The organism is Roseovarius aquimarinus (assembly GCF_043661195.1).
GTDB lineage: Bacteria > Pseudomonadota > Alphaproteobacteria > Rhodobacterales > Rhodobacteraceae > Roseovarius > Roseovarius aquimarinus.
This window is the reverse complement of record NZ_JBIHMM010000001.1, coordinates 944,385-968,809: the sequence shown is the minus strand read 5'-3', so window position 1 is coordinate 968,809 and position 24,425 is coordinate 944,385. Positions and strand designations below refer to the sequence as shown.

General features: G+C 66.6%; 29 protein-coding genes. 22 read left to right on the top strand and 7 right to left on the bottom strand.

Going from position 1 to position 24,425, the window contains the following annotated elements; all coding sequences use genetic code 11:
- Positions 1 to 27: 27 nt before the first annotated feature.
- Together ACGRVM_RS04585 and moaA are read right to left on the bottom strand one after the other, a co-directional pair.
- A complete protein-coding gene (locus ACGRVM_RS04585) occupies positions 28 to 1,317 on the bottom strand; it encodes a 3-deoxy-D-manno-octulosonic acid transferase (RefSeq protein WP_377168233.1) in 1,290 nt (429 codons plus the stop codon).
- Between the two features lie 4 nt (positions 1,318 to 1,321).
- Entirely contained in the window at positions 1,322 to 2,329 is a 1,008-nt protein-coding gene (gene moaA / locus ACGRVM_RS04580) for a GTP 3',8-cyclase MoaA (protein WP_377168235.1), read from the bottom strand.
- Between the two features lie 114 nt (positions 2,330 to 2,443).
- On the opposite strand from moaA, the gene ACGRVM_RS04575 reads away from it, so the two are divergent.
- Positions 2,444 to 2,923: a hypothetical protein gene (locus tag ACGRVM_RS04575; RefSeq protein ID WP_377168237.1), complete on the top strand. Its 480-nt coding sequence runs from the start codon at positions 2,444 to 2,446 to the stop codon at positions 2,921 to 2,923.
- Between the two features lie 12 nt (positions 2,924 to 2,935).
- Here the strand turns inward: ACGRVM_RS04575 and glmS are convergent, their stop codons facing one another.
- Positions 2,936 to 4,759, bottom strand: a complete 1,824-nt coding sequence (gene glmS, locus ACGRVM_RS04570; protein ID WP_377168239.1) for a glutamine--fructose-6-phosphate transaminase (isomerizing) — start codon at positions 4,757 to 4,759, stop codon at positions 2,936 to 2,938.
- Entirely contained in the window at positions 4,759 to 6,114 is a 1,356-nt protein-coding gene (glmU, locus tag ACGRVM_RS04565; RefSeq protein ID WP_377168241.1) for a bifunctional UDP-N-acetylglucosamine diphosphorylase/glucosamine-1-phosphate N-acetyltransferase GlmU, read from the bottom strand. Before glmU ends, glmS begins: the two co-directional genes overlap by 1 nt.
- A gap of 156 nt (positions 6,115 to 6,270) precedes the next feature.
- Here glmU and ACGRVM_RS04560 point away from each other — a divergent pair, with 156 nt between their 5' ends.
- Complete coding sequence (locus ACGRVM_RS04560; protein ID WP_377168243.1) at positions 6,271 to 6,933, top strand: HAD-IIIA family hydrolase; 663 nt, start codon at positions 6,271 to 6,273, stop codon at positions 6,931 to 6,933.
- The gene (locus ACGRVM_RS04555) at positions 6,930 to 8,138 is read left to right on the top strand and encodes a DegT/DnrJ/EryC1/StrS family aminotransferase (protein WP_377168245.1); all 1,209 of its coding nucleotides are present in this window, start codon (positions 6,930 to 6,932) and stop codon (positions 8,136 to 8,138) included. The genes ACGRVM_RS04560 and ACGRVM_RS04555 overlap by 4 nt, the downstream gene beginning before the upstream one ends.
- Here the strand turns inward: ACGRVM_RS04555 and ACGRVM_RS04550 are convergent.
- A complete protein-coding gene (locus ACGRVM_RS04550) occupies positions 8,135 to 8,602 on the bottom strand; it encodes a CreA family protein (protein ID WP_377168247.1) in 468 nt (155 codons plus the stop codon). The two genes, ACGRVM_RS04555 and ACGRVM_RS04550, sit on opposite strands and share 4 nt — an antisense overlap.
- Entirely contained in the window at positions 8,602 to 9,075 is a 474-nt protein-coding gene (locus ACGRVM_RS04545) for a pyridoxamine 5'-phosphate oxidase family protein (RefSeq protein ID WP_377168249.1), read from the bottom strand. Before ACGRVM_RS04545 ends, ACGRVM_RS04550 begins: the two co-directional genes overlap by 1 nt.
- 112 nt (positions 9,076 to 9,187) lie before the next feature.
- Here ACGRVM_RS04545 and ACGRVM_RS04540 point away from each other — a divergent pair, with 112 nt between their 5' ends.
- Positions 9,188 to 9,487 carry a hypothetical protein gene (locus ACGRVM_RS04540; RefSeq protein WP_377168251.1) on the top strand — a complete coding sequence of 100 codons (300 nt, stop codon included), beginning with the start codon at positions 9,188 to 9,190 and terminating at the stop codon, positions 9,485 to 9,487.
- A 12-nt stretch (positions 9,488 to 9,499) separates the two neighbouring features.
- Here the strand turns inward: ACGRVM_RS04540 and ACGRVM_RS04535 are convergent, their stop codons facing one another.
- Positions 9,500 to 10,120, bottom strand: a complete 621-nt coding sequence (locus ACGRVM_RS04535; protein ID WP_377168253.1) for an OmpW/AlkL family protein — start codon at positions 10,118 to 10,120, stop codon at positions 9,500 to 9,502.
- 282 nt (positions 10,121 to 10,402) lie between these two features.
- On the opposite strand from ACGRVM_RS04535, the gene ACGRVM_RS04530 reads away from it, so the two are divergent.
- The 18 genes from ACGRVM_RS04530 (at position 10,403) to ACGRVM_RS04445 (ending at position 24,420) form a co-directional block, all read left to right on the top strand.
- Positions 10,403 to 11,053: a glutathione S-transferase family protein gene (locus ACGRVM_RS04530; protein ID WP_377168255.1), complete on the top strand. Its 651-nt coding sequence runs from the start codon at positions 10,403 to 10,405 to the stop codon at positions 11,051 to 11,053.
- A gap of 251 nt (positions 11,054 to 11,304) precedes the next feature.
- A complete protein-coding gene (locus tag ACGRVM_RS04525) occupies positions 11,305 to 11,670 on the top strand; it encodes an NADH-quinone oxidoreductase subunit A (protein WP_377168257.1) in 366 nt (121 codons plus the stop codon).
- Positions 11,661 to 12,287: a NuoB/complex I 20 kDa subunit family protein gene (locus ACGRVM_RS04520; protein WP_377168259.1), complete on the top strand. Its 627-nt coding sequence runs from the start codon at positions 11,661 to 11,663 to the stop codon at positions 12,285 to 12,287. Before ACGRVM_RS04525 ends, ACGRVM_RS04520 begins: the two co-directional genes overlap by 10 nt.
- 29 nt (positions 12,288 to 12,316) lie before the next feature.
- The gene (locus tag ACGRVM_RS04515; protein ID WP_377168261.1) at positions 12,317 to 12,934 is read left to right on the top strand and encodes an NADH-quinone oxidoreductase subunit C; all 618 of its coding nucleotides are present in this window, start codon (positions 12,317 to 12,319) and stop codon (positions 12,932 to 12,934) included.
- The gene (locus tag ACGRVM_RS04510) at positions 12,931 to 14,175 is read left to right on the top strand and encodes an NADH-quinone oxidoreductase subunit D (RefSeq protein WP_377168263.1); all 1,245 of its coding nucleotides are present in this window, start codon (positions 12,931 to 12,933) and stop codon (positions 14,173 to 14,175) included. The genes ACGRVM_RS04515 and ACGRVM_RS04510 overlap by 4 nt, the downstream gene beginning before the upstream one ends.
- Before the next feature lie 70 nt (positions 14,176 to 14,245).
- Positions 14,246 to 15,565: an NADH-quinone oxidoreductase subunit E gene (locus ACGRVM_RS04505; protein ID WP_377168265.1), complete on the top strand. Its 1,320-nt coding sequence runs from the start codon at positions 14,246 to 14,248 to the stop codon at positions 15,563 to 15,565.
- A 39-nt stretch (positions 15,566 to 15,604) separates the two neighbouring features.
- The gene (locus ACGRVM_RS04500; RefSeq protein ID WP_377168267.1) at positions 15,605 to 16,510 is read left to right on the top strand and encodes an endonuclease; all 906 of its coding nucleotides are present in this window, start codon (positions 15,605 to 15,607) and stop codon (positions 16,508 to 16,510) included.
- A 12-nt stretch (positions 16,511 to 16,522) separates the two neighbouring features.
- Positions 16,523 to 16,744, top strand: coding sequence for a DUF5337 domain-containing protein (locus ACGRVM_RS04495; RefSeq protein ID WP_377168269.1), 222 nt, complete (start codon positions 16,523 to 16,525; stop codon positions 16,742 to 16,744).
- A 7-nt stretch (positions 16,745 to 16,751) separates the two neighbouring features.
- The gene (nuoF, locus tag ACGRVM_RS04490) at positions 16,752 to 18,059 is read left to right on the top strand and encodes an NADH-quinone oxidoreductase subunit NuoF (RefSeq protein ID WP_377168271.1); all 1,308 of its coding nucleotides are present in this window, start codon (positions 16,752 to 16,754) and stop codon (positions 18,057 to 18,059) included.
- Between the two features lie 28 nt (positions 18,060 to 18,087).
- Entirely contained in the window at positions 18,088 to 18,429 is a 342-nt protein-coding gene (locus ACGRVM_RS04485; RefSeq protein WP_377168273.1) for a hypothetical protein, read from the top strand.
- A 124-nt stretch (positions 18,430 to 18,553) separates the two neighbouring features.
- Entirely contained in the window at positions 18,554 to 18,955 is a 402-nt protein-coding gene (locus tag ACGRVM_RS04480; protein WP_377168275.1) for a DUF5333 domain-containing protein, read from the top strand.
- A gap of 5 nt (positions 18,956 to 18,960) precedes the next feature.
- Positions 18,961 to 20,973 (top strand): NADH-quinone oxidoreductase subunit NuoG, encoded by a 2,013-nt coding sequence (gene nuoG, locus ACGRVM_RS04475; protein WP_377168277.1) that lies wholly within the window; start codon positions 18,961 to 18,963, stop codon positions 20,971 to 20,973.
- A 3-nt stretch (positions 20,974 to 20,976) separates the two neighbouring features.
- A complete protein-coding gene (locus ACGRVM_RS04470) occupies positions 20,977 to 21,366 on the top strand; it encodes a hypothetical protein (RefSeq protein ID WP_377168279.1) in 390 nt (129 codons plus the stop codon).
- 32 nt (positions 21,367 to 21,398) lie between these two features.
- A complete protein-coding gene (locus ACGRVM_RS04465; protein WP_377169995.1) occupies positions 21,399 to 21,767 on the top strand; it encodes a hypothetical protein in 369 nt (122 codons plus the stop codon).
- Between the two features lie 7 nt (positions 21,768 to 21,774).
- Entirely contained in the window at positions 21,775 to 22,812 is a 1,038-nt protein-coding gene (gene nuoH / locus ACGRVM_RS04460; protein WP_377168281.1) for an NADH-quinone oxidoreductase subunit NuoH, read from the top strand.
- Positions 22,813 to 22,913: 101 nt separating this feature from the next.
- Positions 22,914 to 23,408 (top strand): NADH-quinone oxidoreductase subunit NuoI, encoded by a 495-nt coding sequence (nuoI, locus tag ACGRVM_RS04455; RefSeq protein WP_377168283.1) that lies wholly within the window; start codon positions 22,914 to 22,916, stop codon positions 23,406 to 23,408.
- Positions 23,405 to 23,815 carry a carboxymuconolactone decarboxylase family protein gene (locus tag ACGRVM_RS04450; protein ID WP_377168285.1) on the top strand — a complete coding sequence of 137 codons (411 nt, stop codon included), beginning with the start codon at positions 23,405 to 23,407 and terminating at the stop codon, positions 23,813 to 23,815. The genes nuoI and ACGRVM_RS04450 overlap by 4 nt, the downstream gene beginning before the upstream one ends.
- Entirely contained in the window at positions 23,812 to 24,420 is a 609-nt protein-coding gene (locus ACGRVM_RS04445) for an NADH-quinone oxidoreductase subunit J (protein ID WP_377168287.1), read from the top strand. The genes ACGRVM_RS04450 and ACGRVM_RS04445 overlap by 4 nt, the downstream gene beginning before the upstream one ends.
- Positions 24,421 to 24,425 lie beyond the last annotated feature (5 nt).

Below are 24,425 nucleotides of genomic sequence, written 5' to 3'. Positions count from 1 at the left end.
GCGCTCCGGTAAAAGGCTGCTGTCGTCCTACCGCAGGTCCAGCGCCGCGCAAAGGGCCGTGGCCAGATCCTCGAGGCTGCCTTGCTGTTCGGCGGCGAAGGCGCGCGCATTCCGCCGCATTGCGCTGAGGTCCTGCGGCGTGGCCAGAAGATCGCCGAGGGCCCGCCCGAGCGCCTCCGCATCCGCCACCTCGCGCGCGGCGCCCGCGTCGTCCATGCTGGCGTATCCGGCCGCGAAATTGGCGTAGAGCGGGCCGTGGAGCACCGCCGCGCCGCCATGGGCCACCTCGAACGGATTGTGCCCGCCCACCGGAACGAAACTGCCGCCCACGCAGACCAGCGGCGCCAGCCGATACCAGAGCCCCATCTCGCCCAGCGTGTCGGCGAGATAGACGGGCGCGACGCCGATCCCAGCGCCCCGGCTGCGCTGCGTGTGGCCCAATCCGTGCGCGTCGATCATGCGCGCGATCTCGTCCGCGCGCTCGGGGTGGCGCGGCACGAGCACCATGAGCGCGTCCGGCAGCCGCTCGAGAACGGCCGCATGGGCGCGGAGGGCGATTTCCTCCTCGCCGGGATGGGTCGAGGCCATCACCCAGAGGGGCCGTCCGCCCAGATCGCTCTCGAGCGCCTCGAGCGCGGCATCGTCATATGGCAGCGCGCCCGCCATCGCCTTGAGATTGGCGCCCGCCTCCGCGATGCCGCAGCCGAGCGCCCGCAGATGCTGGGCGGTGCGCGTATCCTGGCAATGCACCATCGCGAAGAGGCTCAGCAGATACCGCGCCGTGCGCGCGATCCGTGTCCAGCCGCGCGCCGAGCGATCCGAGATCCGCGCGTTGAGGAGGGCCAGCGGGATATCGCGCGCGGCGGCGGCTTGCAGAAGGTTCGGCCAAAGCTCGCTCTCGATGAAAACGCCCGCATCGGGGCGCCAGTGATCGAGAAAGCGCGCCGCGGCGGCGGGGCTGTCGAGCGGGGCGAACTGATGGCGGCAGCGCGGCGGCATGCGCTGCGCCAGGATGCGCGCGGATGTCGCCGTCCCGGAGGTGATGACAAAGTCGAGATCGGGCCGCGCGGCGCCCAGCGTCTCGATGAGGCGCAGCACCGAGAGGCTCTCGCCGACGCTCGCGCCGTGAAACCAGACGAGCGTGCCGGCGGGGCGGGGCAGGCTGGCATGGCCCATCCGCTCGGCGATGCGGGGCGCCTCCATGCCGTGCTCCGCCAGCTTGCGCGCGCTGCGTCGGAAGGCGAGGGGCATCAGCAGGCGCGTGCCGAGCGAATAGGCCCGCAGGAGCGGCGTGGCCGGACCGGACGCGCGGGGCATGCTCTCAGCCGCCCGTGTGGCTCATGTGGCGGGGCATTTGCCCCTCGACGGTCTGGCGGGAATAGTCGAAATCATGGCCCTTGGGCTTGCGCGCGATGGCCGCGCGGATCGCCTCCTCGAGCGGGGCGGTATCCGACGGATGGTTGCGCAGCGCAGGGCGCAGATCGGCCATGTCCTCCTGCCCTAGGCACATGTAGAGCTGCCCGGTGCAGGTGAGCCGCACGCGGTTGCAGCTTTCGCAGAAATTATGCGTGAGCGGCGTGATGAAGCCGATCTTCTGTCCCGTCTCTTCCAGCCGCACGTACCGGGCGGGGCCGCCCGTCCGCTCGGGCAGGTCCGTCACGGTGTAGCGCTCGGCCAGACGGGCGCGCAGGTCCTTGAGCGGCCAATATTGGTCCAGCCGGTCCTCGTTGCCGATATCGCCCATCGGCATGACCTCGATCCATGTCAGGTCCATGTCGCGGCTCGCGCACCACTCGGTCAGGCTGAAAAGCTCGTCCTCGTTGAAGCCCTTGAGCGCGACCGCGTTGATCTTGACCCGCATCCCCGCGCGCTGCGCCGCGTCGATCCCGCGCAGCACCTGCGGCAGGCGGCCCCAGCGGGTGATGTCCGCGAATTTCTTCTCATCCGCCGTATCGAGCGAGATGTTGATGCGCCGCACACCCGCGGCATGAAGATCGTCCGCGAAGCGCTCGAGCTGCGAGCCGTTGGTGGTCAGAGTGAGCTCGCGCAGCGCGCCGCTTTCGAGATGGCGCGACATGGCGTCGAAGAAGGTCATGATGCCCCGCCGCACCAGCGGCTCGCCACCGGTTATGCGCAGCTTCTGCACGCCCATGCCGATGAAGGTGCTGCACATCCGATCGAGCTCCTCCAGCGTCAGAAGCTCCTTCTTCGGCAGGAACGTCATGTTCTCGGACATGCAATAGACGCAGCGGAAATCGCAGCGATCCGTCACGGAGACGCGCAGATAGTCGATCTTGCGAAGAAACGGGTCGATGAGAGGTGCTGTCATGCGGCTCAAGGTATGCTGCGGGGCGCAGCGGGGCAAGTGCGATATGGCGCCGCTCCGCCACCCGCACACGGGCAGGGATTGAACGGGCGCGCGGCGCGGCATAGGCTGCCGCGCATGAGACACCTTCCGCCCCTCGCAGCCCTCGCCCTGCTGGCCGGATGCGCCGCTGCGCCCGAGTGGCTGCGCCCGGCCAAGCCCAAGCCCGAGCCGGTGGCTAAGCCCGCGCCCGCGCCTGAGGCAGGCGCGGCGGTGCGCCCGCCCGCCAGTGCCCGCACCGCCGAGGAGTTCGACACGACCAGCGCGGCCGACAAGGCCGCCGCCGCCGCGCCAAGCGCGGACGGTCGCGATCTCGGCACGACCATCGCCAGCCTCGGCGCGCCCGGCGAGCCGGGCTTCTGGCTCAAGACGCCGCTCGTCGAGACGCGCCGCGCGGGGCGCGTGAGCTACGCCGCGAACGGCAAGTCGGTGAAGCTCGATCTCATCCCGCTCGACGCCGAGGCGGGGGCCGGGAGCCGCATCTCGCTCGCCGCGATCCGCGTGCTCGAGGCGCCCCTGACCGGGCTGCCCGAATTGCGGGTCTTCGCGCTCGACTGACGCGCCTCGGCGCTATTCGACCGTCACCGACTTGGCGAGGTTGCGCGGCTGGTCCACATCCGTGCCCTTGGCGACGGCCGTGTGATAGGCGAGATACTGGACCGGCAGCGCATAGAGGATCGGCGCGATCTCGTTGTCGATATCGGGCAGGATGATCGTGTGCCAGACCCCTTCGGACGCCTCCTCGGCGCCCGCCGCATCAGTCACGAGAATCACCTTGCCGCCGCGCGCCATCACCTCCTGCATGTTCGAGACGGTCTTGTCGAACAGCGCATCCTTCGGCGCCATGACGACGACCGGCATCGCCTCATCGATGAGCGCGATGGGGCCATGCTTCAGCTCGCCCGAGGCATAAGCTTCGGCATGTATATAGCTGATTTCCTTTAGTTTCAGAGCGCCTTCGAGGGCGAGGGGGAACATCACGCCGCGCCCCAGGAAGAGCGCGTCGCGGGATTTGGCGAGACGCTGCGCGATGCCGCGCACACCGTCCTCGATGGCCATGGCCTGATTCATGATCGCGGGCAGGCCGCGTAGCGCCGCGAGCTTCGCGCGCAAGGTGTCGTCGCTCATCTTGCCGCGCGCATGGGCGGCCTTGAGCGCGAGCAGAAGGAGGACCGTCAGCTGGCAGGTGAAGGCCTTGGTGGAGGCGACTCCGATCTCGGCGCCCGCGAAGATGGGCAGGTTCAGATCGCTCTCGCGGGCGATCGAGCTTTCGGGGACGTTGGTGACCGACAGGATCGCGCTCGCGCGGCCCGCGCAATAGCGCAGCGCGGCCAGCGTGTCAGCCGTCTCGCCCGATTGGCTGACGAAGATCGCGGCGGTTCCATCTGTCACAGGCGGGGTGCGATAGCGGAATTCGGAGGCGAAATCGACCTCGACGGGCAGCTCGGCGAGCTGCTCGAACCAGTATTTCGCGGTGAGGCAGGCATAGTAGGCAGTGCCGCAGGAGGCCATGACGATGCGGTTCACTTTGGTGAAATCAAAGCCGTCGCCCGGCAGGTTGATGCCGCCCGCGTCATTCGCGATGTAGGCGGCCAGCGTTTCGCTCACCACGGTCGGCTGCTCGGCGATTTCTTTCGACATGAAATGCTTGTGACCGGCCTTGTCGACGCGGGTCGCGTCGATACGGATGGTGCGGGCCTGCCGCTCCACCGGCTGGCCTTCAGCGTCGGTGATGCGGATCGAGCTGCGCGTGAGCACGGCGCAATCGCCCTCCTCGAGATAGGTGATCCGGTCCGTCATGGGCGCCAGCGCGATCGCGTCCGAGCCGAGAAAGACCTCGCCCTCGCCATGGCCGATGGCCAGCGGGCTGCCCTTGCGCGCGCCGATCATCAGATCGGGCTCGCCGTCGAAGAGGAACGCGAGCGCGTAGGCGCCTTCGAGCCGCCCGAGCGTGCAGCGCACGGCCTCCTCGGGCGTCGCGCCCTGATCGAGGTGATGCTGGGCCAGAAGCGCGACGGTCTCGGTATCGGTTTCGGTCTGATACGCGATGCCGGCCTTGGCCAGCTCGGCGCGCAGCTCGCGGTAATTCTCGATGATGCCGTTATGCACGACGGCGACGCGGCCCGCGCGGTGCGGGTGGGTGTTGCCCAGCGTCGGCGCGCCATGCGTGGCCCAGCGGGTGTGGCCGATGCCCGATTTGCCCGCCAGCGGCTCGTGCACCAGAAGATCGCTGAGGTTGACCAGCTTGCCCACCGCGCGGCGCCGGTCGAGCGTGCCGTCGTTGACCGTGGCGATGCCCGCGCTGTCATAGCCGCGATATTCGAGCCGCTTGAGCGCCTCGACGAGGGTGGGGGCCGCTTCGTGCTTGCCCAGGATACCGACGATTCCGCACATTAATGAGAGCCCTTGTTCATGTTCGATTTCTTTCTCCGCAGCATGTCGAAGAGCCGCTTGGCATGGCCCGGCTTCGTTTCCTGCCGCGCGCGGGCGAGCGCCAGCGCCTCCGCCGGGACGTCCTGCGTGATGACCGAGCCCGAGCCGATCAGCGCGCCGTCGCCGACCGTGACGGGCGCCACGAGCATCGTGCCCGAGCCGATGAACGCGCCCGCGCCGATGGTGGTGCGGTGCTTCATCACGCCGTCGTAATTGCAGGTCACCGTTCCCGCGCCGATATTGCACGCCTCGCCCAGATCGGCGTCGCCGATATAGGTAAGGTGATTCACCTTGGCTCCGGTCTCGAGCACCGCGTTCTTGATCTCGACGAAATTGCCGACGCGCACGTCTTCGCCGAGTTCCGTGCCGGGGCGCAGCCGCGCATAGGGCCCGACGACCGCGCCTGAGGCGACATGGCAGCCCTCGAGATGGCTGAAGGCGCGGATATGCGCGCCGTTCTCCACCGTCACGCCCGGCCCGAAGACCACGTTCGGCTCGACCAGCGTATCGGGGCCGATCACCGTATCGAAGGCGAAATGCACCGTTTCGGGCGCCTGGAGCATCACGCCCTCCTCGAAGGCATCGGCGCGCATCCGCGCCTGAAAGAGCGCCTCGGCGGCGGCCAGCTCGGCGCGCGAATTGACGCCCAGCGTCTCGGCCTCGTCGCAGGCGATGGCGGTGGCCGAGAGGCCGCGGGAGCGGGCGATGCCGATGATGTCGGTGAGATAGTACTCCCGCGCCGCGTTGTCGTTGCCCACGGCGTCGATGAGATCGAAGAGCGTGTCGCCGTCCGCCGCGATGACGCCGGAATTACAAAAGGTTATGGCCTGCTCTTCAGGCGTCGCATCCTTGAATTCGACGATCTTGTCCAGATCCTCTCCCGTCATCACGAGACGGCCGTAGCGGCCCGGATCGGCGGCCTCGAAGCCCAGCACGACCACGTCATGGCTTTGGCGCGCGGCGACCATGCGCTCCAGCGTCTCGGGGCGGATGAAGGGCGTGTCGCCGTAAAGGACCAGCGCGTCGCCCGCATGATCGGCCAGCGCGCCGCGCGCCTGGGCGACGGCATGGGCAGTGCCGAGCTGTTCGACCTGCCGCACGCAGGCGATCTCTTCGTCATGCTCGAGCGCCGCCGCCTCGACCGCCTCGGCGCCGTGGCCGGTGACGACGGCGACGCGCGCCGGCTCGAGCGCGGCGCCCGCGCGGAGCGCGTGGATCAGCATCGGCGCGCCCGCAATGGGGTGCAGCACCTTCGGCAGGTCCGACTTCATGCGCGTGCCCTTTCCGGCGGCCAGCACGATCAGGGCGATGCTCATGGATGGGGTCCCTCGAATATTTTCTTTGTATCACCTGCCGCGCCGTTTTATCTGCCTCATGCGCGGGTGCAAGAGAACGACGATCAATCTAGGTTGCCGATTGTGACAATGCCGGGCGGAAAGACGCCTGACCGCCGACAGAAGGAAGGGGCAAGGATGCGCAGCATCATTTTCGATCTCGACGGAACGCTGGCCGACACGAGCGGCGATCTGATCGCCGCCGCGAATGCCTGCTTTCGGCATATGGGATTGGGCGATCAGCTCACCGAAGCGGATGCGGGCACCGCGCTGACCGGCGGGCGCGCGATGCTGACGCTGGGCCTCACCCGGCTCGGGCGGCCTGCGGATGCGGCTCTGGTGGATCGCTATTATCCGGTCCTTCTCGACGCCTACGAGGCCGAGATCGACACGCATACCTTCTTCTACCCCGGCGCGCTCGACGCGGTCGCGGCGCTGGCGACGTCGGGCTACAAGGTGGCCGTCTGCACGAACAAGCCCGAATATCTCGCGCGGCATCTGCTGAAACGGATGGGCGTTTACGACATGTTCGGCGCGCTGATCGGTGCCGACACGATGCCGGTGCGCAAGCCCGATCCCGAGCCGCTGCGCGAGGCCGCGCGCCGTGCGGGGGGCGATCCGGCCCGCGCGCTGATGGTGGGCGACACGATCACCGATCATAAGACCGCCCGCGCGGCGGGCGTGCCCTCGGTCCTTGTCACGTTCGGGCCGAACGGCGCGGACATGGCCGCGCTCGAGCCCGATGCGCTCATGGACGAATACGGTGAGTTGCACGGCATAGCGGGACGGCTGCTGGCATGAGCGATGGCGCCGAAATCTTTACCGGCAGCTTCACCCAGCAGGAGCCGATTCCCGAGGACGCAATAGAGGCCGCCATCGACGTGATGCGCTCGGGGCGGCTGCATCGCTACAACACCGAGGATGGCGAGGTCTCGGCGCTTGAGCGTGAGTTCGCGGCCTATACCGGTGCGAAATACGCGCTGGCCGTCGCGTCGGGCGGCTATGCGATGGGCGCGGCGCTGCGCGCGGTCGGGATCGGGCCGGGCGACAAGGTGCTGACCAATGCCTTCACGCTCGCGCCCGTCCCGGGGGCCATCGCGGGCGTCGGCGCGCAGCCGGTTTTCGTGGGCGTGACCGAGGCGCTGACCATCGATCTCGACGATCTCGAGGCGAAGGCGGGCGAAGCGCGCGTTCTGATGCTGAGCCATATGCGCGGCCATCTGGCGGACATGGACCGGCTCATGGCGATCTGCGATGCGGCGGGCGTGACCGTGATCGAGGATTGCGCGCATACGATGGGCGCCGCGTGGCGGGGCCAGATGTCGGGGCGCGACGGGCTGATCGGGTGCTATTCGGTGCAGACCTACAAGCACATGAACGCGGGCGAGGGCGGGTTCCTCGTCACCGATGACGACGATATCGCGGCCCGCGCGATCCTGCTTTCGGGCTCCTACATGCTCTACGGCCGGCACGGCACGCGCCCGCCCGAGGCGGCGTTCGAGCGCGCGAAATATCTTACGCCCAACATTTCGGGGCGCATGGACAATCTGCGCGCCGCGATCCTGCGCCCGCAGCTTCGCAAGCTGGACGCGCAATGCGCTGCATGGACCGCGCGCTACCGCGTCGTCGAGGCGGGACTGCGCGGCACGCCCGGCCTCACGGTGATCGAGCGGCCCGAGGAGGAGCGCTTCGTCGGCTCCTCGATCCAGTTTCTGCTCGGCGATTGGCCCACCTCCGCGATCCGCGATGTGATCGCGCGGTGCGCGGGGCGGGGCGTCGTGCTCAAGTGGTTCGGCGGGGCCGAGCCCGAAGGCTTCACGAGCCGCTACGACAGTTGGCATTATGCGCCGAGCGCGCCTTTGCCGAAAAGCGACCGCATCCTCGCCTCGATCCTCGACATGCGCCTTCCGCTCACCTTCTCCGAGGCGGATTGCGCCCTCATCGCGCGCATCATCCGTGCCGAGGTGGGAGCCGTGTGGCAAGGTCTGGGGCAGGCGGCGCGCTAGCCTTCGCCGTCGATCAGCGGGACGGTCGAAATCGATACCTTGGCCGAGCCTTGCGTCAACTCGCGCCCATGCGCGACATAGACGAGCGCCCGGTTTGCCTCGTCATAGATGCGCTTGACCCGCAATGTCTTGAAGACGATCGAGCGGCTGGCGCGGAAGACGTCCTCGCCATCCCGGCTGCGGTCGATATCGCCCAGCGTGACAGGGCCGGTGCGCTGGCATTCGATGGCGCTGTTCGACGGATCCTCGAACCAGTTGCCATTGGCGAGCCTGTCGATGATGCCGCGCTCGAAATAGGCCAGATGGCAGGTGACGCCCTCGACCTCGGGATCGGCGATGGCCTCGATCACGATGTCGTTTCCGGCCCAGTCCACCCCGATCTTGCCGATCTCCTCGGCACCCGCTGGACATGCGAAGGGGGCCGCCAGAAAGGCGACCCCCGCGATGTGCGCGATACGGCCCATCAGAAGCTGATCTTGCCGTGGCCGCCGGGGTTGGCGACATCGTCGGTCATCGCCGACTTCGCTATCTCGTAGAAGGCCTTGGCGCTGCCGTCATTGGCCCAGATTTCCGCGGATTTCGGCGTGAATCGCACAAGTCGCACGTCCGGGTCGTCCTTGCCGTCCTCGAACCACGCGGCGTCCATCGGCGACCAGATCTCGTCGAGCTTGGCGCGATCCGATTCGATGCTGAGCGTGCCGTCCACCACGGCGTAGAGATTGGCGTCGCCGCCGACCACTTCGTAGCGGGCGGATTTGCCAGCGGCAGCATCCTCACCGATATCGGTCTGGGCGGGCGTGAGGAACCACAGCGCGCCGTCGTCGCGGCGGGCATGGTGGGCCATCGGGCGCGGATCGGTCCCGTCCGCCGAAAGCATGCCGACATTGACGTCGGTGATGCGGTCCCAGAAAGTGCTCTTGAGGTCTTGGTCGGTCATGTCGGTCCCCTTTTCGTTGCGGTGATCGGTGTCGCGGCCTTAACGAGGAACGGGCGCGCGCAGTTCCCCGCCGGGATACGAAGCGCGACGCCATTTGCGCGAAAGGAGTGACATGCCGCGCTGGGCGATATTCCTGCCGCTCGTCGGCCTTGTCGCGGCGACGGTGGTGATCGGGCTGTCGATGGGGCGCAAGGCGGCGCTGCGCTCGGACGAGACCGAGGTGATCACGCGCATCGCGCTGCAATATGTCGAGGAAGAGGGCGAGGGGGCGGAGGCGACGGATTGCACCGCGCGTCTCGCCACGGCCGATGCACTCTGGCTGGTGGTGCGCTGCGCGCCGGAAGGGCGCGCAGCGGTCGTCTATTACATCGACCGCTTCGGCGCGGTCGCGCATGTCGAAGGGCGGGGCTGACCCCGCCCGCTGTCAGAACTTGTAGACGTAGGCCGCGCCGATGACGAGCGGATCGATATCCACCTTGCCGATCTTGGCGCCGTTCACCTTCACATCCGTGCCGATATCCATGTAGCGCATGTCGAGCCGCAGGGAGCTGCGCTCGGACACCTTGAAGTCGAGACCGGCATGGGCTGCGAGGCCCCAGCTGTCGTCGAGATCGAGGCGCGCTCCGGCCAGCGCGCCGGTCGCCACGTCGTCGAAGAAGGTCGTGTAGTTGAGGCCGAGGCCGACGAAGGGCGTCACGGTGCTGTTGTTCACGAAGTGATACTGAACCGAGATGACCGGGGGCAGATGCTTCGTTTTGCCGATCTTGCCGGCGCCGGCGAGGCTGATGTCATGCTCGAAGGGCCATGCGGCCAGCACCTCGATGCCGATCTTGTCGGCGACGAAATATTCGAATGTCAGGGTCGGGCGGGTGTTGTCGCCTACGCTGATTTCGCCGGCGGCTGTGGTCGAGCTGCCCTGCGGGTTGACGTTGTGCACGCCGATACCGACGGTCATGTCGCCCTTGGACTGGGCGATGGCGGGCGCGGCGAGCGTGCCCATGAGCGCGGCGGCAGCGGCTGCGGCGATGGTGGTCCGGGATGTCATGGCTCTTCTCCTTGCAAGTTCCGGTCTCCTCTTAGCCTCGCTGCGCAATGGCCGGTTTGATGCAAGTCAACACGCCTCGCGAAAATGTGAATGGCGGCTATGCGCAGGGCGCATGGCTGCCGCCGCGCTTACCAAGTGATTGTGCCGTGGATGTTCCAGGCGAGAAAAAGCCGGGGGCGGGGTGCATCCGATCCGGCCGCGCGGGGTTATGATCCGGCAAGCGAAAGGCTAGGCTCGGGCGTCTGCCCCGCTCTGGCCGAGATAACGGACGAGGATTTATCGATGATCACGCTTTATCATGTGCCCCAAAGCCGCTCCATGCGGGTGCTGTGGCTGCTCAACGAGCTCGAGGTGGAGCACCGTCTGGTCGAGATGCCCTTCGACGGCTCGCTCGGGACGGAGGAATTCCTCACGCGCTCGCCCGCCGGACGCGTGCCCGCGCTCGAGATCGAGGGAGAGCGGATGTTCGAGAGCGGCGCGATGGTGATCTATCTTTGCGAGCGCTTCCCCGAGCGGGGCATGGGCCGGCTCGAAGGGGCGATGGACCGCATGGCGTGGCTCGTCTGGGTGCATTTCGCCGAGACGCTCACCCAGCATGTCTCGAGTCTCGTGCTCCAGCATATCGTGCTGGGCGATGAGGCGAGCGCGGCGACGAAGCGGGTAGAGACGGCACGGATCGAGCAATGCTATGCCGCCATCGAGGCGCGTCTGAGCACGCCGGTCGAGAACCGCGACTATCTGCTGACCGGCGGCTATTCGGCGGCCGATATCTGCGTGGGGCAGGCGGTCTACATGGCCCGCCATTTCGCGCGCACCGACGACTACCCCGAGCTTCGCGCCTGGTTCGCGCGGATCACCGAGCGGCAAAGCTATCTCGACGCGCTGCCCGGGCCGAGCGCCAGCCGCATGTTCGAGCGGGAGTTTTACGAGTGAAATCCGCTCGGGAAGGCCTCGAGGCGTCGCTCACAAACCTTGAAATTTCGCGCAGCGCCATAGGTCGTGGCCTGCACGGGAGCCACGCCGAGGACGTCGGGAGGCCTGCGACCACACTCCACCTGCGGCGATGCGCCCTAATCTGGCCGCGACCCGTTGACCCCCATCGGGGGCGGGAGTAAACCGGGCCAAAGCCTGACACGCCACTTTGGCGCCCGCTCGCCGTGCGGGCCCGCAGAAAGGAGCCGCTCTTGGAAGAGATGTTGAGGGAATACCTTCCCATTTTGATCTTTCTGGCCATCGCCATCGGCCTCGGGGGCATCCTGATCCTCGCATCCCTGATCCTCGCGGGCCGCAATCCGGACCCGGAAAAGGTCAGTGCCTACGAGTGCGGCTTCAACGCCTTCGACGACGCGCGCATGAAATTCGACGTGCGGTTCTACCTCGTCTCGATCCTCTTCATCATCTTCGATCTGGAAATCGCGATGCTCTTTCCCTGGGCCGTGGCGTTCCAGGACATCTCGATGACGGCCTTCTGGTCGATGATGGTGTTCCTCGGCGTGCTCACGATCGGCTTCGCCTATGAATGGAAGAAAGGAGCCCTGGAATGGGAGTGAAGGACCAGACCCAGGACAAGGCATTCGTCACCGAAACGCAGGGGCAGGGCTACCAGTCGCCCCGCGTCAAGAGCGGCCCCTCCGCCGAGGCGCCGCTCGAGGCGCATGCCGAGGGCTACACCACCGGCACTGCCGTGCAGGACCTCAACCGCGAGCTTCAGGACAAGGGCTATCTGCTGACCGCCTCCGAGGATCTCATCAACTGGGCGCGCACCGGCTCGCTCCACTGGATGACTTTCGGCCTTGCCTGCTGCGCCGTCGAGATGATGCACACCTCCATGCCGCGCTACGATGCCGAGCGCTTCGGGGTCGCGCCCCGCGCCTCCCCGCGCCAGTCGGATGTGATGATCGTCGCCGGCACGCTGACCAACAAGATGGCGCCCGCCCTGCGCAAGGTCTATGACCAGATGCCCGAGCCGCGCTACGTCATCTCGATGGGCAGTTGCGCCAATGGCGGCGGCTACTACCATTACAGCTACTCGGTGGTCCGCGGCTGCGACCGGATTGTGCCCGTCGACATCTATGTGCCGGGTTGCCCGCCGACCGCCGAGGCGCTGCTCTACGGCATCCTCCAGCTTCAGCGCAAGATCCGCCGCACCGGCACCATCGTCCGCTGAGCCGGCGCTACGACCTCAAGGGGAAAGACATGACCGAAGCCCTCAAGGAACTGGGTAGCCATATCGAGATGAAGCGCAAGGATTGCGTTCTCGGCTGGTCCGTCGATCGCGGCGAGCTGACCGTGGACGTGGCCCTGAGCAGCATCAAGGGGCTGGTCGAGTTCCTCAAGACCGACAGCACCTGCCGCTTCTCGACGCTGGTCGATATCACCGCCGTGGACTATCCCGCGCGCGCCAAGCGGTTCGACGTGGTCTATCACTTCCTCAGCATGTATCAGAACCAGCGCATCCGGCTGCGCGTGGCGACGCGGATGGACGACATGGTGCCCTCGATCACCGATATCCACCCCTCGGCCAACTGGTTCGAGCGCGAGGTGTTCGACATGTTCGGCATCCTCTTCTCGGGCCATCCGGACCTGCGCCGCATCCTTACCGATTACGGCTTTCGCGGGCATCCGCTGCGCAAGGATTTCCCGACCACGGGCTATACCGAGGTGCGCTATGACGAGAACCAGAAGCGCGTCGTCTACGAGCCGGTGAGCCTCGTTCAGGAATACCGCCAGTTCGACTTCATGTCGCCATGGGAAGGGGCGGAATACGTCCTGCCCGGAGACGAGAAGACCGAGAAGAAAGAGGGGGCGAAATGATGGACGGCGATATCCGCACCAACACCTACGATGACGGATCGCGCGACTTCGAGTCGGGCGAGCAGCAGATTCGCAATTTCAACATCAACTTCGGCCCGCAACACCCTGCGGCGCATGGCGTTCTGCGCCTCGTGCTCGAGCTCGACGGCGAGATCGTCGAGCGGTGCGATCCGCATATCGGCCTGTTGCATCGCGGCACCGAGAAGCTGATGGAAAGCCGGACCTACCTTCAGAACCTGCCCTATCTCGACCGGCTCGACTATGTGGCGCCGATGAACCAGGAGCATGCCTGGTGCCTTGCCATCGAGCGGCTCTGCGGCATCGAGGTGCCGCGCCGCGCGAGCCTCATCCGCGTCCTTTATTCCGAGATCGGCCGCATCCTCAGCCACCTGCTGAACGTGACCACGCAGGCGATGGACGTCGGCGCGCTGACCCCGCCGCTCTGGGGGTTCGAGGAGCGCGAGAAGCTGATGATCTTCTACGAGCGGGCCTGTGGCGCGCGTCTCCATGCGGCCTATTTCCGGCCCGGCGGCGTGCATCAGGACCTGCCCGGCGATCTTCTGGACGACATCGAGGCATGGGCCAAGCACTTCCCCAAGGTTCTGGGCGATATCGACGGGCTTCTGACCGAGAACCGCATCTTCAAGCAGCGCAATGCCGATATCGGCAAGGTGACCGAGAAGGACGCGCTTGACTGGGGCTTTTCCGGCGTCATGGTGCGCGGCTCGGGCATGGCGTGGGATCTGCGCCGCGCGCAGCCCTACGAGTGCTATGACGAGTTCGACTTCCAGATCCCCGTGGGCAACAACGGCGATTGCTACGACCGCTACCTCGTCCGCATGGAGGAGATGCGCCAGTCGACCAGTATCATTCTCCAGGCCATCGAGAAGCTGCGCGCGCCCGAAGGGCGCGGCGATATCCTCGCCCGCGGCAAGATCACGCCACCCAAGCGCAGCGACATGAAGACGTCGATGGAGGCGCTCATCCATCACTTCAAGCTCTATACCGAGGGCTTCCACGTCCCCGAGGGCGAGGTCTATGCCGCCGTCGAGGCGCCCAAGGGCGAATTCGGCGTCTACATGGTCTCGGACGGCACCAACCGGCCCTACCGCGCCAAGCTGCGGGCGCCGGGTTACCTCCATCTGCAGGCGATGGACTATCTCGCCAGCGGCCACCAACTGGCCGACGTGGCCGCGATCATCGGCACGATGGACGTGGTCTTCGGGGAGATCGACAGGTGATCGCCCCGAGCCTTGCGGGTGCGATCGCAGCCGCCCATGACACGACACGTTTGAAAGAGAAGAGCGCCTGATGCTACGCCGCCTCCACCACGAACAGCCCGAGAGCTTCGCCTTCACGCCCGAGAACCAGGCCTGGGCCGAGGCGCAGATCACCAAGTATCCCGACGGGCGTCAGGCCTCGGCGATCATCCCGCTCCTGTGGCGTGCACAGGAACAGGAAGGCTGGCTGACCCGTCCCGCGATCGAGGGCGTGGCCGACATGCTGGGCATGGCCTATATGCGCGCGGTCGAGGTGGCCTCGTTCTACTTCATGTTCCAGCTGCATCCCGTTGGCAGTGTTGCGAATATTCAGGTCTGCGGCACCACGTCCTGCATGATCTGCGGCGCCGAGGATCTCGTCGCCGTCTGCCGCGAGAAGATCGCGGACAAGCCCCATACGCTGAGCGCGGACGGCAAGTTCAGCTGGGAAGAGGTCGAGTGCCTCGGCGCCTGCGCCAATGCGCCGATGGCCCAGATCGGCAAAGATTATTACGAGGATCTGACCGCCGCGCGGCTGGGCGAGATCATCGACGAGCTGGCCGCCGGCAAGGTGCCGGTGCCGGGTCCGCAGAACGGGCGCTTCGCCTCCGAGCCGGCGAGCGGCCTCACCTCGCTCAAGGAATTTGACAGCGGGCACAAGAAATACAACGCCTCGGCGCAGCTCGCGACCGATCTGGGCGACACGGTCAAGCGCATCGACGGCACCGAAGTGCCTCTGCTGGCGCCGTGGCGCGACAAGGGCGCGATGCACCAGCCCGCCAAGCCGAACGTCAAGGTGCTGGATGCGCCGCTCGACATCGTGAAGGAGACCGGGCGCATCGATCCCAAGAAAGCCGCGGAAGGCGATGCCGCCAAGTCGAAGGCCAAGCCGGACGAGGGCACCGTCGCGGACGCGCCGAAGGGCGAGCCGAAAGGCAAGAAGGGCGGCACGGCCAAGACCTCGGGCGCGACCTCGAAAGCGCCGCAGGTCAAGGGCGACACGGCCGGCACGCCGGACGGCAAGCCCGCCGCCAAGGGCAAGGCCAAGGCGGGGGCGGGCACACCCGATGCACCGGCGCCCGGCAAGAAGCCCGAGACGCTGAAAAAGCCCCGCGCGGGCGGCGCCGACGATCTCAAGATGATCAAGGGCGTCGGGCCGAAGCTCGAAGAGTTGCTGCACAGCCTCGGCTTCTATCATTTCGACCAAATCGCCGCTTGGACACCCGACGAGACCGCATGGGTGGACGAGCATCTCGAGGGCTTCAAGGGTCGCGCCACGCGCGACGATTGGGCCGGACAGGCCAAGACGCTGGCCTCGGGCGGTGAGACCGCCTTCGCCAGCCGAGTGAAGAAGGGCGACGTTTACGACTGATCCTAGACGTGCGCGCCCGACGCCAAGGGGGACGAGACGATGACGACTGACGATTCTGCCAGAAAATGCGCCAGCACCTGCTGGTATGTCGCCGTGGGCCTCGGCCTTCTGCTCGCCGTCGTGCTGATCGGCGCGGCGGAGTGGTCGCTTCTGTGGGGTCTGCTCTTCGGCGTGCTCGCCTTCCTGATCCTCGGCTTCGTTCTGCCGCAGCTCGTCTGCACCAGCGGCGCGCAACGCCCGATGGCGTCGCAACAGCCCAATTCGAGCCTGGTGTCGGGTGATCCTGCAGCGCCCCTGCCGGGCGGCCCGCACGCCTCGGCGGCCTCCGCCGCCGCCGCGACGCCGCCCTATGTCGGGGACGAGGCCGATGAGAAGCCCGCCCCGCAGGCCCATCCCGTCGCCTCCGAAGCGCGCCGCGCCCGCCCCGAAGCCGAAAGCGGCGGAGCATCGCCCACGAGCACCAAGGCGCCCACCGATGGCGTGGCCGCGACGGCGGCCCCGGCGGCGTCCGCGTCCGCCGCTGCGGCCTCGGTCCCCGCGAGCAAGCCGGCCAAAGCCGAGCCCGCGCCCAAGCCCAAGCCCGCCGCCAAGGCGAAGCCGGCGGCCAAGTCCAAACCGGCGGCAAAGGCGAAGGACACGCCCGCCGCCACCGGCGCGGGCGAGAAGCCCGAGACGCTGAGCGCGCCGCGCGCGGGCGGCGCCGACGATCTGAAATGGATCAAGGGCGTCGGCCCCAAGCTCGAGACGATGCTGAACGACATGGGCTTTTATCACTACGACCAGATCGCCAAGTGGAGCGATGCGGAAGTGGCTTGGGTGGACGGCAATGTGCCCGGCTTCAAGGGCCGGGCGAGCCGCGACGACTGGAGAGGGCAGGCCAAAACCCTCGCCAGCGGCGGGACGACGGAATTCTCGGCGCGTGCCTCCAAGGGCGGCGTCTACTGATATGGCGCGGGTATGAGCGAGAAGGGTGCCGATCAGGCCAGCGCAGGCCGCCGCGCCGCGATCGTGATCGCGGTCACGGCCGTTCTATGGGTGGCTGCGACCATGATCGGCAGCGAATTCGGACTGACCCAGCGCGAGCTGGCCTTGTTCGATCTGATGGCCCTCGGAGGATTTCTCTGGGCCGTCTGGATGATCTACAATATCTGGCGCGCGCGTCAGGACAATCAGGGGTAACGGCGCAATGCTGAAAGACCAGGACCGTATCTTCACCAACCTCTACGGGATGCATGACCGCACGCTGAAAGGCGCGCAGGCACGCGGCCATTGGGATGGCACGGCCAAGATCCTGCAAAACGGCCGTGACTGGATCGTCGAGCAGATGAAGGCGAGCGGGCTGCGCGGGCGCGGCGGCGCGGGCTTCCCCACGGGCCTCAAATGGTCCTTCATGCCGAAGGAATCGGATGGCCGCCCCTCCTATCTCGTGGTCAATGCCGACGAATCCGAGCCGGGCACCTGCAAGGACCGCGAGATCATGCGCCACGATCCGCACACGCTGATCGAGGGCTGTCTCATCGCCAGCTACGCGATGCAGGCGCATGCGTGCTACATCTACATCCGCGGCGAATATATCCGCGAGAAAGAGGCGCTTCAGGTCGCCATCGACGAAGCCTATGACGCGGGCCTCGTCGGCAGGAACGCCTGCAAGTCCGGCTTCGATTTCGACATCTACCTCGTGCACGGCGCCGGCGCCTATATCTGCGGTGAGGAAACCGCGCTGCTCGAATCGCTCGAGGGCAAGAAGGGCATGCCCCGGATGAAGCCGCCCTTCCCGGCGGGCGCGGGTCTCTACGGCTGCCCGACCACGGTGAACAACGTCGAGAGCATCGCTGTCGTCCCGACGATCCTGAGGCGCGGCGCCGACTGGTTCAAGAGCTTCGGGCGCGAGAATAACGCGGGCACCAAGCTCTTCGCGATCTCGGGCCATGTGAACAACCCCTGCGTCGTCGAAGAGGCGATGAGCATCAGTTTCGAGGAGCTGATCGAGACGCATTGCGGCGGCATTCGCGGCGGCTGGGACAATCTCAAGGCGGTGATCCCCGGCGGCTCGTCCGTGCCCTGCATCCGCGGCGAGCACATGCGCGATGCGATCATGGATTTCGACTATCTGCGCGAGCAGCGCAGCGGCCTCGGCACGGCGGCGGTCATCGTGATGGACCAGTCCACCGACATCATCAAGGCGATCTGGCGGCTGTCGAAATTCTACAAGCACGAAAGCTGCGGGCAGTGCACGCCCTGCCGCGAAGGCACGGGCTGGATGATGCGCGTGATGGACCGCCTCGTGCGCGGCGATGCCGAGCCCGAGGAGATCGACATGCTGCTCGACGTGACCAAGCAGGTCGAGGGCCACACGATCTGCGCGCTCGGCGATGCGGCGGCCTGGCCGATCCAGGGCCTCATCCGCAACTTCCGCGACGAGATCGAGGACCGCATCAGCCACAAGCGCGGGACGACCTCGCGCCCCGCGACGACCCCCGTGGCGGCGGAGTGAGCGGCGCTGGCGCCGAAGGTGGAGTAGCATGATGACCGCAAAACCCGTGATCCTCGCAGTCTGTGCCGCGGCGCTCGTCCTGTCGGCGTGCGGCAAGCCGGGCGAGCGTGTGCGCTTCAACGGCAACTACTATCCGGCGGATCTCAAGAAGGTCGGAGACCGGCGCGAGACCTTCGTCGTCACGGTGCGCGATCCGGGGCAGGGCATCGAGGGCGCGCGCGAGGCGGGCCGGTTCGAGGCCACGCGCTATTGCGTCGAAACCTTCGGCGACAGCACGGTGAACTGGCAGCCCGGATACGATCCCGATGCGAACGCGTCGGTGATCGACAACGGGCGTCTGGTCCTGCGGGGAAGCTGCGTCTTATGGTAGGCTATGCGGCGATATCGGCGGCGCTCTGCGCATGTTATTGCATAACGGCCGCCCTGATCCTCACATCACGCGGGAAGGCACGTGCCGTTGCACGCGCCCCCATCCGCATGAAAGGAGTATCGCCATGCGCATCCTGTTGACCACCGCTCTCGCCCTCGGACTTGCCGGAGGGGCCTCGGCTGCCCGCGCCGATCTGGCCGACGAGAAAGACATCAACGCGGGCCTTTTGGCCGTCGCCGCCGCCGACAAGATTCGCCGCGAATGCGCCGATATCTCGGGCAAGTTCTGGGCCGCGCGCAGCTATGCCAACCAGCTCGAGGACATGGCGCGCAAGCGCGGCTACTCCGATGCCGAGATCGACGCCTATGTGAACAGCGACGCGGAGCAGGCCAAGATGCGCGAGCGTCGCAACGCCTATTTCAAATCCAAGGGCGCCAGCAATCTGGACGCCGCGAGCCTGTGCCGTCTGGGGCAGGAAGAAATCAAGAACCGCAGCCGCATCGGCTCATTCCTGAAAGCAAAGTGAACACCATGACGAACCTTCGCAAAGTGAACATCGACGGAACCGAGATCGAGGTGGATGGGGCGATGACCCTCATTCAGGCCTGTGAAGAGGCGGGCGTGGAGATTCCGCGCTTTTGCTATCACGAGCGCCTTTCGATCGCCGGCAACTGCCGCATGTGCCTTGTGGAGGTCGTCGGCGGTCCGCCCAAGCCGGCGGCGAGCTGTGCCATGCAGGTGCGCGATCTGCGCCCCGGCAAGGACGGCGAGCCGCCGATGGTGCGCACCAACTCGCCCATGGTGAAGAAGGCCCGCGAGGGAGTGATGGAGTTCCTGCTCATCAACCACCCGCTCGATTGCCCGATCTGCGATCAGGGCGGCGAGTGTGATCTCCAGGATCAGGCGATGGCCTACGGCGTCGATTTCTCACGCTACCGCGAGCCCAAGCGCGCGACCGAGGATCTCGATCTCGGCCCGCTGGTCGAGACGCATATGACGCGCTGCATCTCCTGCACCCGCTGCGTACGCTTCACGACCGAGGTCGCGGGCATCTCCCAGATGGGCCAGACGGGCCGGGGCGAGGATGCCGAGATCACGTCCTATCTGGGCGAGACGCTGGACAGCAATCTTCAGGGCAACATCATCGATCTGTGCCCCGTCGGCGCGCTGGTTTCCAAGCCCTACGCCTTCACCGCCCGCCCGTGGGAGCTGACCAAGACCGAGACAATCGACGTGATGGACGCGCTCGGCAGCAATATCCGCGTTGATACGAAGGGCCGCGAAGTCATGCGCATGTTGCCGCGCAACCATGACGGCGTGAACGAGGAGTGGATTTCCGACAAGACGCGGTTCGTCTGGGACGGCCTGCGCCGCCAGCGACTCGACACGCCTTATATCCGCGAGAATGGCAAGCTGCGCCCGGCGAGCTGGCCCGAGGCGCTGGGTGCCGCCGCCGCCGCCATGAATGGCAAGAAGGTCGCGGGCCTCGTCGGCGATCTGGTCCCGGTCGAGGCGGCCTTTGCGCTCAAGCAGCTGATCGAGGGGCAGGGCGGCCATGTCGAGTGCCGCACGGATGGCGCCAAGCTGCCCGCGGGCAACCGCTCGGGCTATGTCGGAACGGCGCGGATCGAGGATCTCGACGACGCATCGAGCGTCACCATCATCGGCGCGAACCCCGCGATCGAGGCGCCGGTGCTCAATGCGCGCATCCGCAAGGGATGGCTGCGCGGCGGCACGGTCAGTCTGATCGGCGAGGACTGCGATCTGACATACGAACACGAGCATCTGGGCGATGACCGCGCGGCGCTGGAAAAACTGGTGAAGAACGCCGAGAAATCCGATGGCAAATCCATCGTGATCGTCGGGCAGGGCGCCTTGCAGGAAGCCGATGGCGAGGCCGTTCTCGCCCATGCGATGCAGCTGGTCGAGAAGACCGGTGGCATGCTCATGGTGCTGCACACCGCTGCCGGCCGCGTCGGCGCGATGGATGCGGGCTGCACGACCGATGGCGGGCTCGAGGCCGCGCTCGAGGGCGCGGAGGTAATCTACAACCTCGGCTCGGACGAGACCGAAATCAAGGATGGGCCCTTCGTGATCTATCAGGGCAGCCACGGGGATCGCGGCGCGCACCGCGCCGACATCATCCTGCCGGGCGCCGCCTATACCGAGGAGCAGGGGCTTTTCGTCAACACCGAAGGGCGTGCGCAACTGGCGCTGCGCGCCAATTTCGCGCCGGGTGAGGCCAAGGAGAACTGGGCGATCCTGCGCGCGCTCTCGGGCGAGATGGGCGCGACGCTGCCTTATGACAGCCTGCCGCAACTGCGCCAGGCGCTCATCGAGGCGGTGCCGTATCTGGCACAGATCGATCAGGTGGCCGAAAACGACTGGCAGCCGATCACGCCCAAGGCGATGGGCAAGGCGAGATTCCGCAGCGCGATCAAGGATCACTACCTGACCAACCCGATCGCCCGCGCGAGCCAGCTCATGGCCGAGCTCAGCGCCAACGCCAAGGCGCGCCGCGCGCCCAAGATGGCCGCCGAGTAGGTCATGCGGGCGGGGCGTCATATCCCGGCGGCGGCCTTCGCCGCGCTCGCGCTCGTGGGCTGCGCCGCCCCGCACCAGATGGAGTCCTATATCGGGCGTCCCATCGGCGTGGTGATCCTCGATCACGGGAGCCCGGACGAGGTGTTTCAGCTCGTCGACGGGCGCCGCGCCTATCAGTGGGAAATGAAGAACGAGGGCTTCCGCCCCGCGCCGGGCCCGACCATCGGGGTGGGCGTCGGCATCGGCAAGGGCGGCTGGGGCGGCGGTCTGACCACGCTCGGGACGAGCTACGTGCCCTATTCCAAGACCTGCCGCTACACGCTGATCGGCGAGGAGCGAGGCACGGACTGGATCGTCGCGGAGTTCCGCAAGCCCACACCGGGCTGCGCATGAGCCCCGCCGCGCACAGAACGGGCGCGGTGCTCATGGCACTGGCGGCCTCCGGCCTCGCGGGATGCGAGGCGCAAGGCACGGGTGCGGCCTTCGCGCCCGATTATCGCGGCGTCGAGACCGACCTGCTCGACGGCGATCTGGTGAATTTCCACGTCAGCATGGCCGGCGCGCGGGGCAGCGCGGATGTCGCGCGCTATGCCGAATGCGCGGCGGCGCAATACGCGCTGATCCGGGGCTATGGATTTGCGCGCCATGTGCGCACGAATATCACCGATGAGGGTGGCGTCTGGCGCGCCGATGCGGTTTATACGATCTCGCCCGCCCTGCCGCGCGGGCTGAAAACAATCGACGCCGAAGTCGTGGCCGCCGACTGCGCGGAAAACGGAATACCGATGGTATGAGGACCTGATGGCTGAATTCTTTACCACCCCGCTGGGGACCGTCCTGCTGATCTTTGCACAATGCCTTGCGATGCTCGGCTTCGTGATGGTCAGCCTTTTGTTCCTCGTCTACGGCGACCGCAAGATCTGGGCCGCAGTGCAGATGCGCCGCGGCCCCAACGTGGTCGGTGTCTTCGGTCTGCTGCAATCGGTCGCCGACGCGCTGAAATACGTCCTCAAGGAAGTGGTGGTTCCGGCGGGCGCCGACAAGTCCGTCTTCATCATGGCGCCGATGGTCAGCTTCGTTCTGGCCGTGATCGCCTGGGCGGTGATTCCCATGAATGACGGCTGGGTGCTGTCGGACATCAACGTGGCCATCCTCTACGTCTTCGCCGTCTCCTCGCTCGAGGTCTACGGCGTCATCATGGGCGGCTGGGCGTCGAACTCGAAATACCCGTTCCTCGGCTCGCTGCGCTCGGCGGCGCAGATGATCTCCTACGAAGTCTCGCTCGGCCTCATCATCATCGGCGTGATCATCTCGACCGGCAGCCTCAATTTCGGCGACATCGTCGCGGCGCAGGACACGCAATACGGCTTCTTCGGCTGGTATTGGCTGCCGCATCTGCCGATGGTGTTCCTGTTCTTCATCTCGTGCCTCGCCGAGACGAACCGCCCGCCCTTCGATCTGCCCGAAGCCGAATCCGAGCTGGTGGCGGGCTATCAGGTGGAATATTCCTCGACGCCCTTCCTGCTCTTCATGGCGGGCGAGTACATCGCGATCTTCCTGATGTGCGCGCTGACGTCGCTGCTCTTCTTCGGCGGCTGGCTCAGCCCCATTCCCGGCATCCCCGACGGCGTGCTGTGGATGGTCGGCAAGATGGCGTTCTTCTTCTTCCTCTTCGCGATGGTCAAGGCGATCACGCCGCGCTACCGCTATGACCAGCTGATGCGCATCGGCTGGAAGGTGTTCCTGCCGCTGTCGCTGGCATGGGTCGTCATCATCGCCTTCCTCGCCAAGTTCGAAGTCCTGGGCGCATTCTGGGCCCGCTTCGCGATGGGAGGGTGAGCCGGTGGCGCGCGAGACCTGCTGGAACGGCGGCCCGAATGCCGGTAAGACCCGGCGCAAGGACGAGACTCAGGCAACCCCCAACGCAAGGAGCTGACGACATGGCGAATATCGACTACGGACGCGCTGCCGGTTACTTCCTGCTCAGCGATGTGTGGAAGGGCCTCGGCCTCGGCCTCAAGTATTTCTTCGCGCCCAAGGCGACGCTGAACTACCCGCACGAGAAGGGCCCTCTCAGCCCGCGCTTTCGCGGCGAGCATGCGCTGCGCCGCTACCCCAACGGCGAGGAGCGCTGCATCGCGTGCAAGCTGTGCGAGGCGATCTGCCCCGCGCAGGCCATCACCATCGACGCCGAGCCGCGCGACGACGGCAGCCGCCGCACCACGCGCTACGACATCGACATGACGAAATGCATCTATTGCGGCTTCTGCCAGGAGGCGTGCCCGGTGGATGCGATCGTCGAAGGCCCGAATTTCGAATTCTCGACCGAGACCCGCGAGGAGCTGTTCTACGACAAGGACAAGCTGCTCGAGAACGGCGATCGCTGGGAGGCCGAGATCGCCCGCAATCTCGAACTGGATGCGCCCTACAGATGACCGGCCCGACCCCCTTCGAGCAGATGATGCGCCAGATGCAGGGCATGGCCAAGACCATGAATCCCGCGATGGACGCCTTCTCGCCCAAGGCCTTCGAGGCGATGTGGCAGACCATGCCGAAGGATCTCATGGAGATGACCTTCGGCAAGGGCTTGAACCCCGAGGGGCTTGATGCCAAGACGCGCCTGCTGCTGACGCTCGCGGGGCTGACCATGCAGGGCGCGCAGGCCGATACGGCGGTGCGCATGACCGTGCGCCACGCCCGCGAGGCCGGCGCGACCGATGCCGAAGTGGCCGAGACGATCGCCACCATGTCGATCTTCGCGGGCCTGCCGGCCTCGAGCCGCGCGATGGAGCTGGCCCGCGAGGTGATGGACGGGGAAACCGAGGAAGGAAAAGACCAATGACCGCGATGGCTTTTGCGTTCTATCTCTTTGCGATATCCGCGCTTGTCGGCGGCCTCTTCACCGTGGTGAGCCGCAATCCCGTCCATTCGGTGCTGTGGCTGATCCTCAGTTTCATCAGCTCGGCAGGGCTTTTCGTGCTGTTGGGCGCCGAATTCGTGGCGATGCTGCTGGTCATCGTCTATGTCGGCGCCGTCGCCGTGCTCTTCCTCTTCGTGGTCATGATGCTCGATGTCGATTTCGCCGAGCTCAAGGCCGAAATGGCGCGCTATATGCCGCTGGCCCTCCTGATCGGGGTCGTCCTGCTCATGCAGTTCGGCATCGCCTTCGGCGCGTGGGAGGTCTCGGCCGGGGCCGAAGGCGCGCGCGCCGCGCCCACGCCGACCGACGTGCAGAACACCGCGGCGCTCGGCCTTCTGCTCTACGACAAGTATTTCCTGCTCTTCCAGCTCTCGGGCCTCATCCTGCTGGTCGCCATGATCGGCGCGATCGTCCTGACGCTGCGCCACCGTGTCGACGTCAAGCGGCAGAACGTGCTGCACCAGATGTGGCGCGATCCCAAGAAGGCGATGGAGCTGAAGGACGTGAAGCCGGGGCAGGGCCTCTAGGCCCG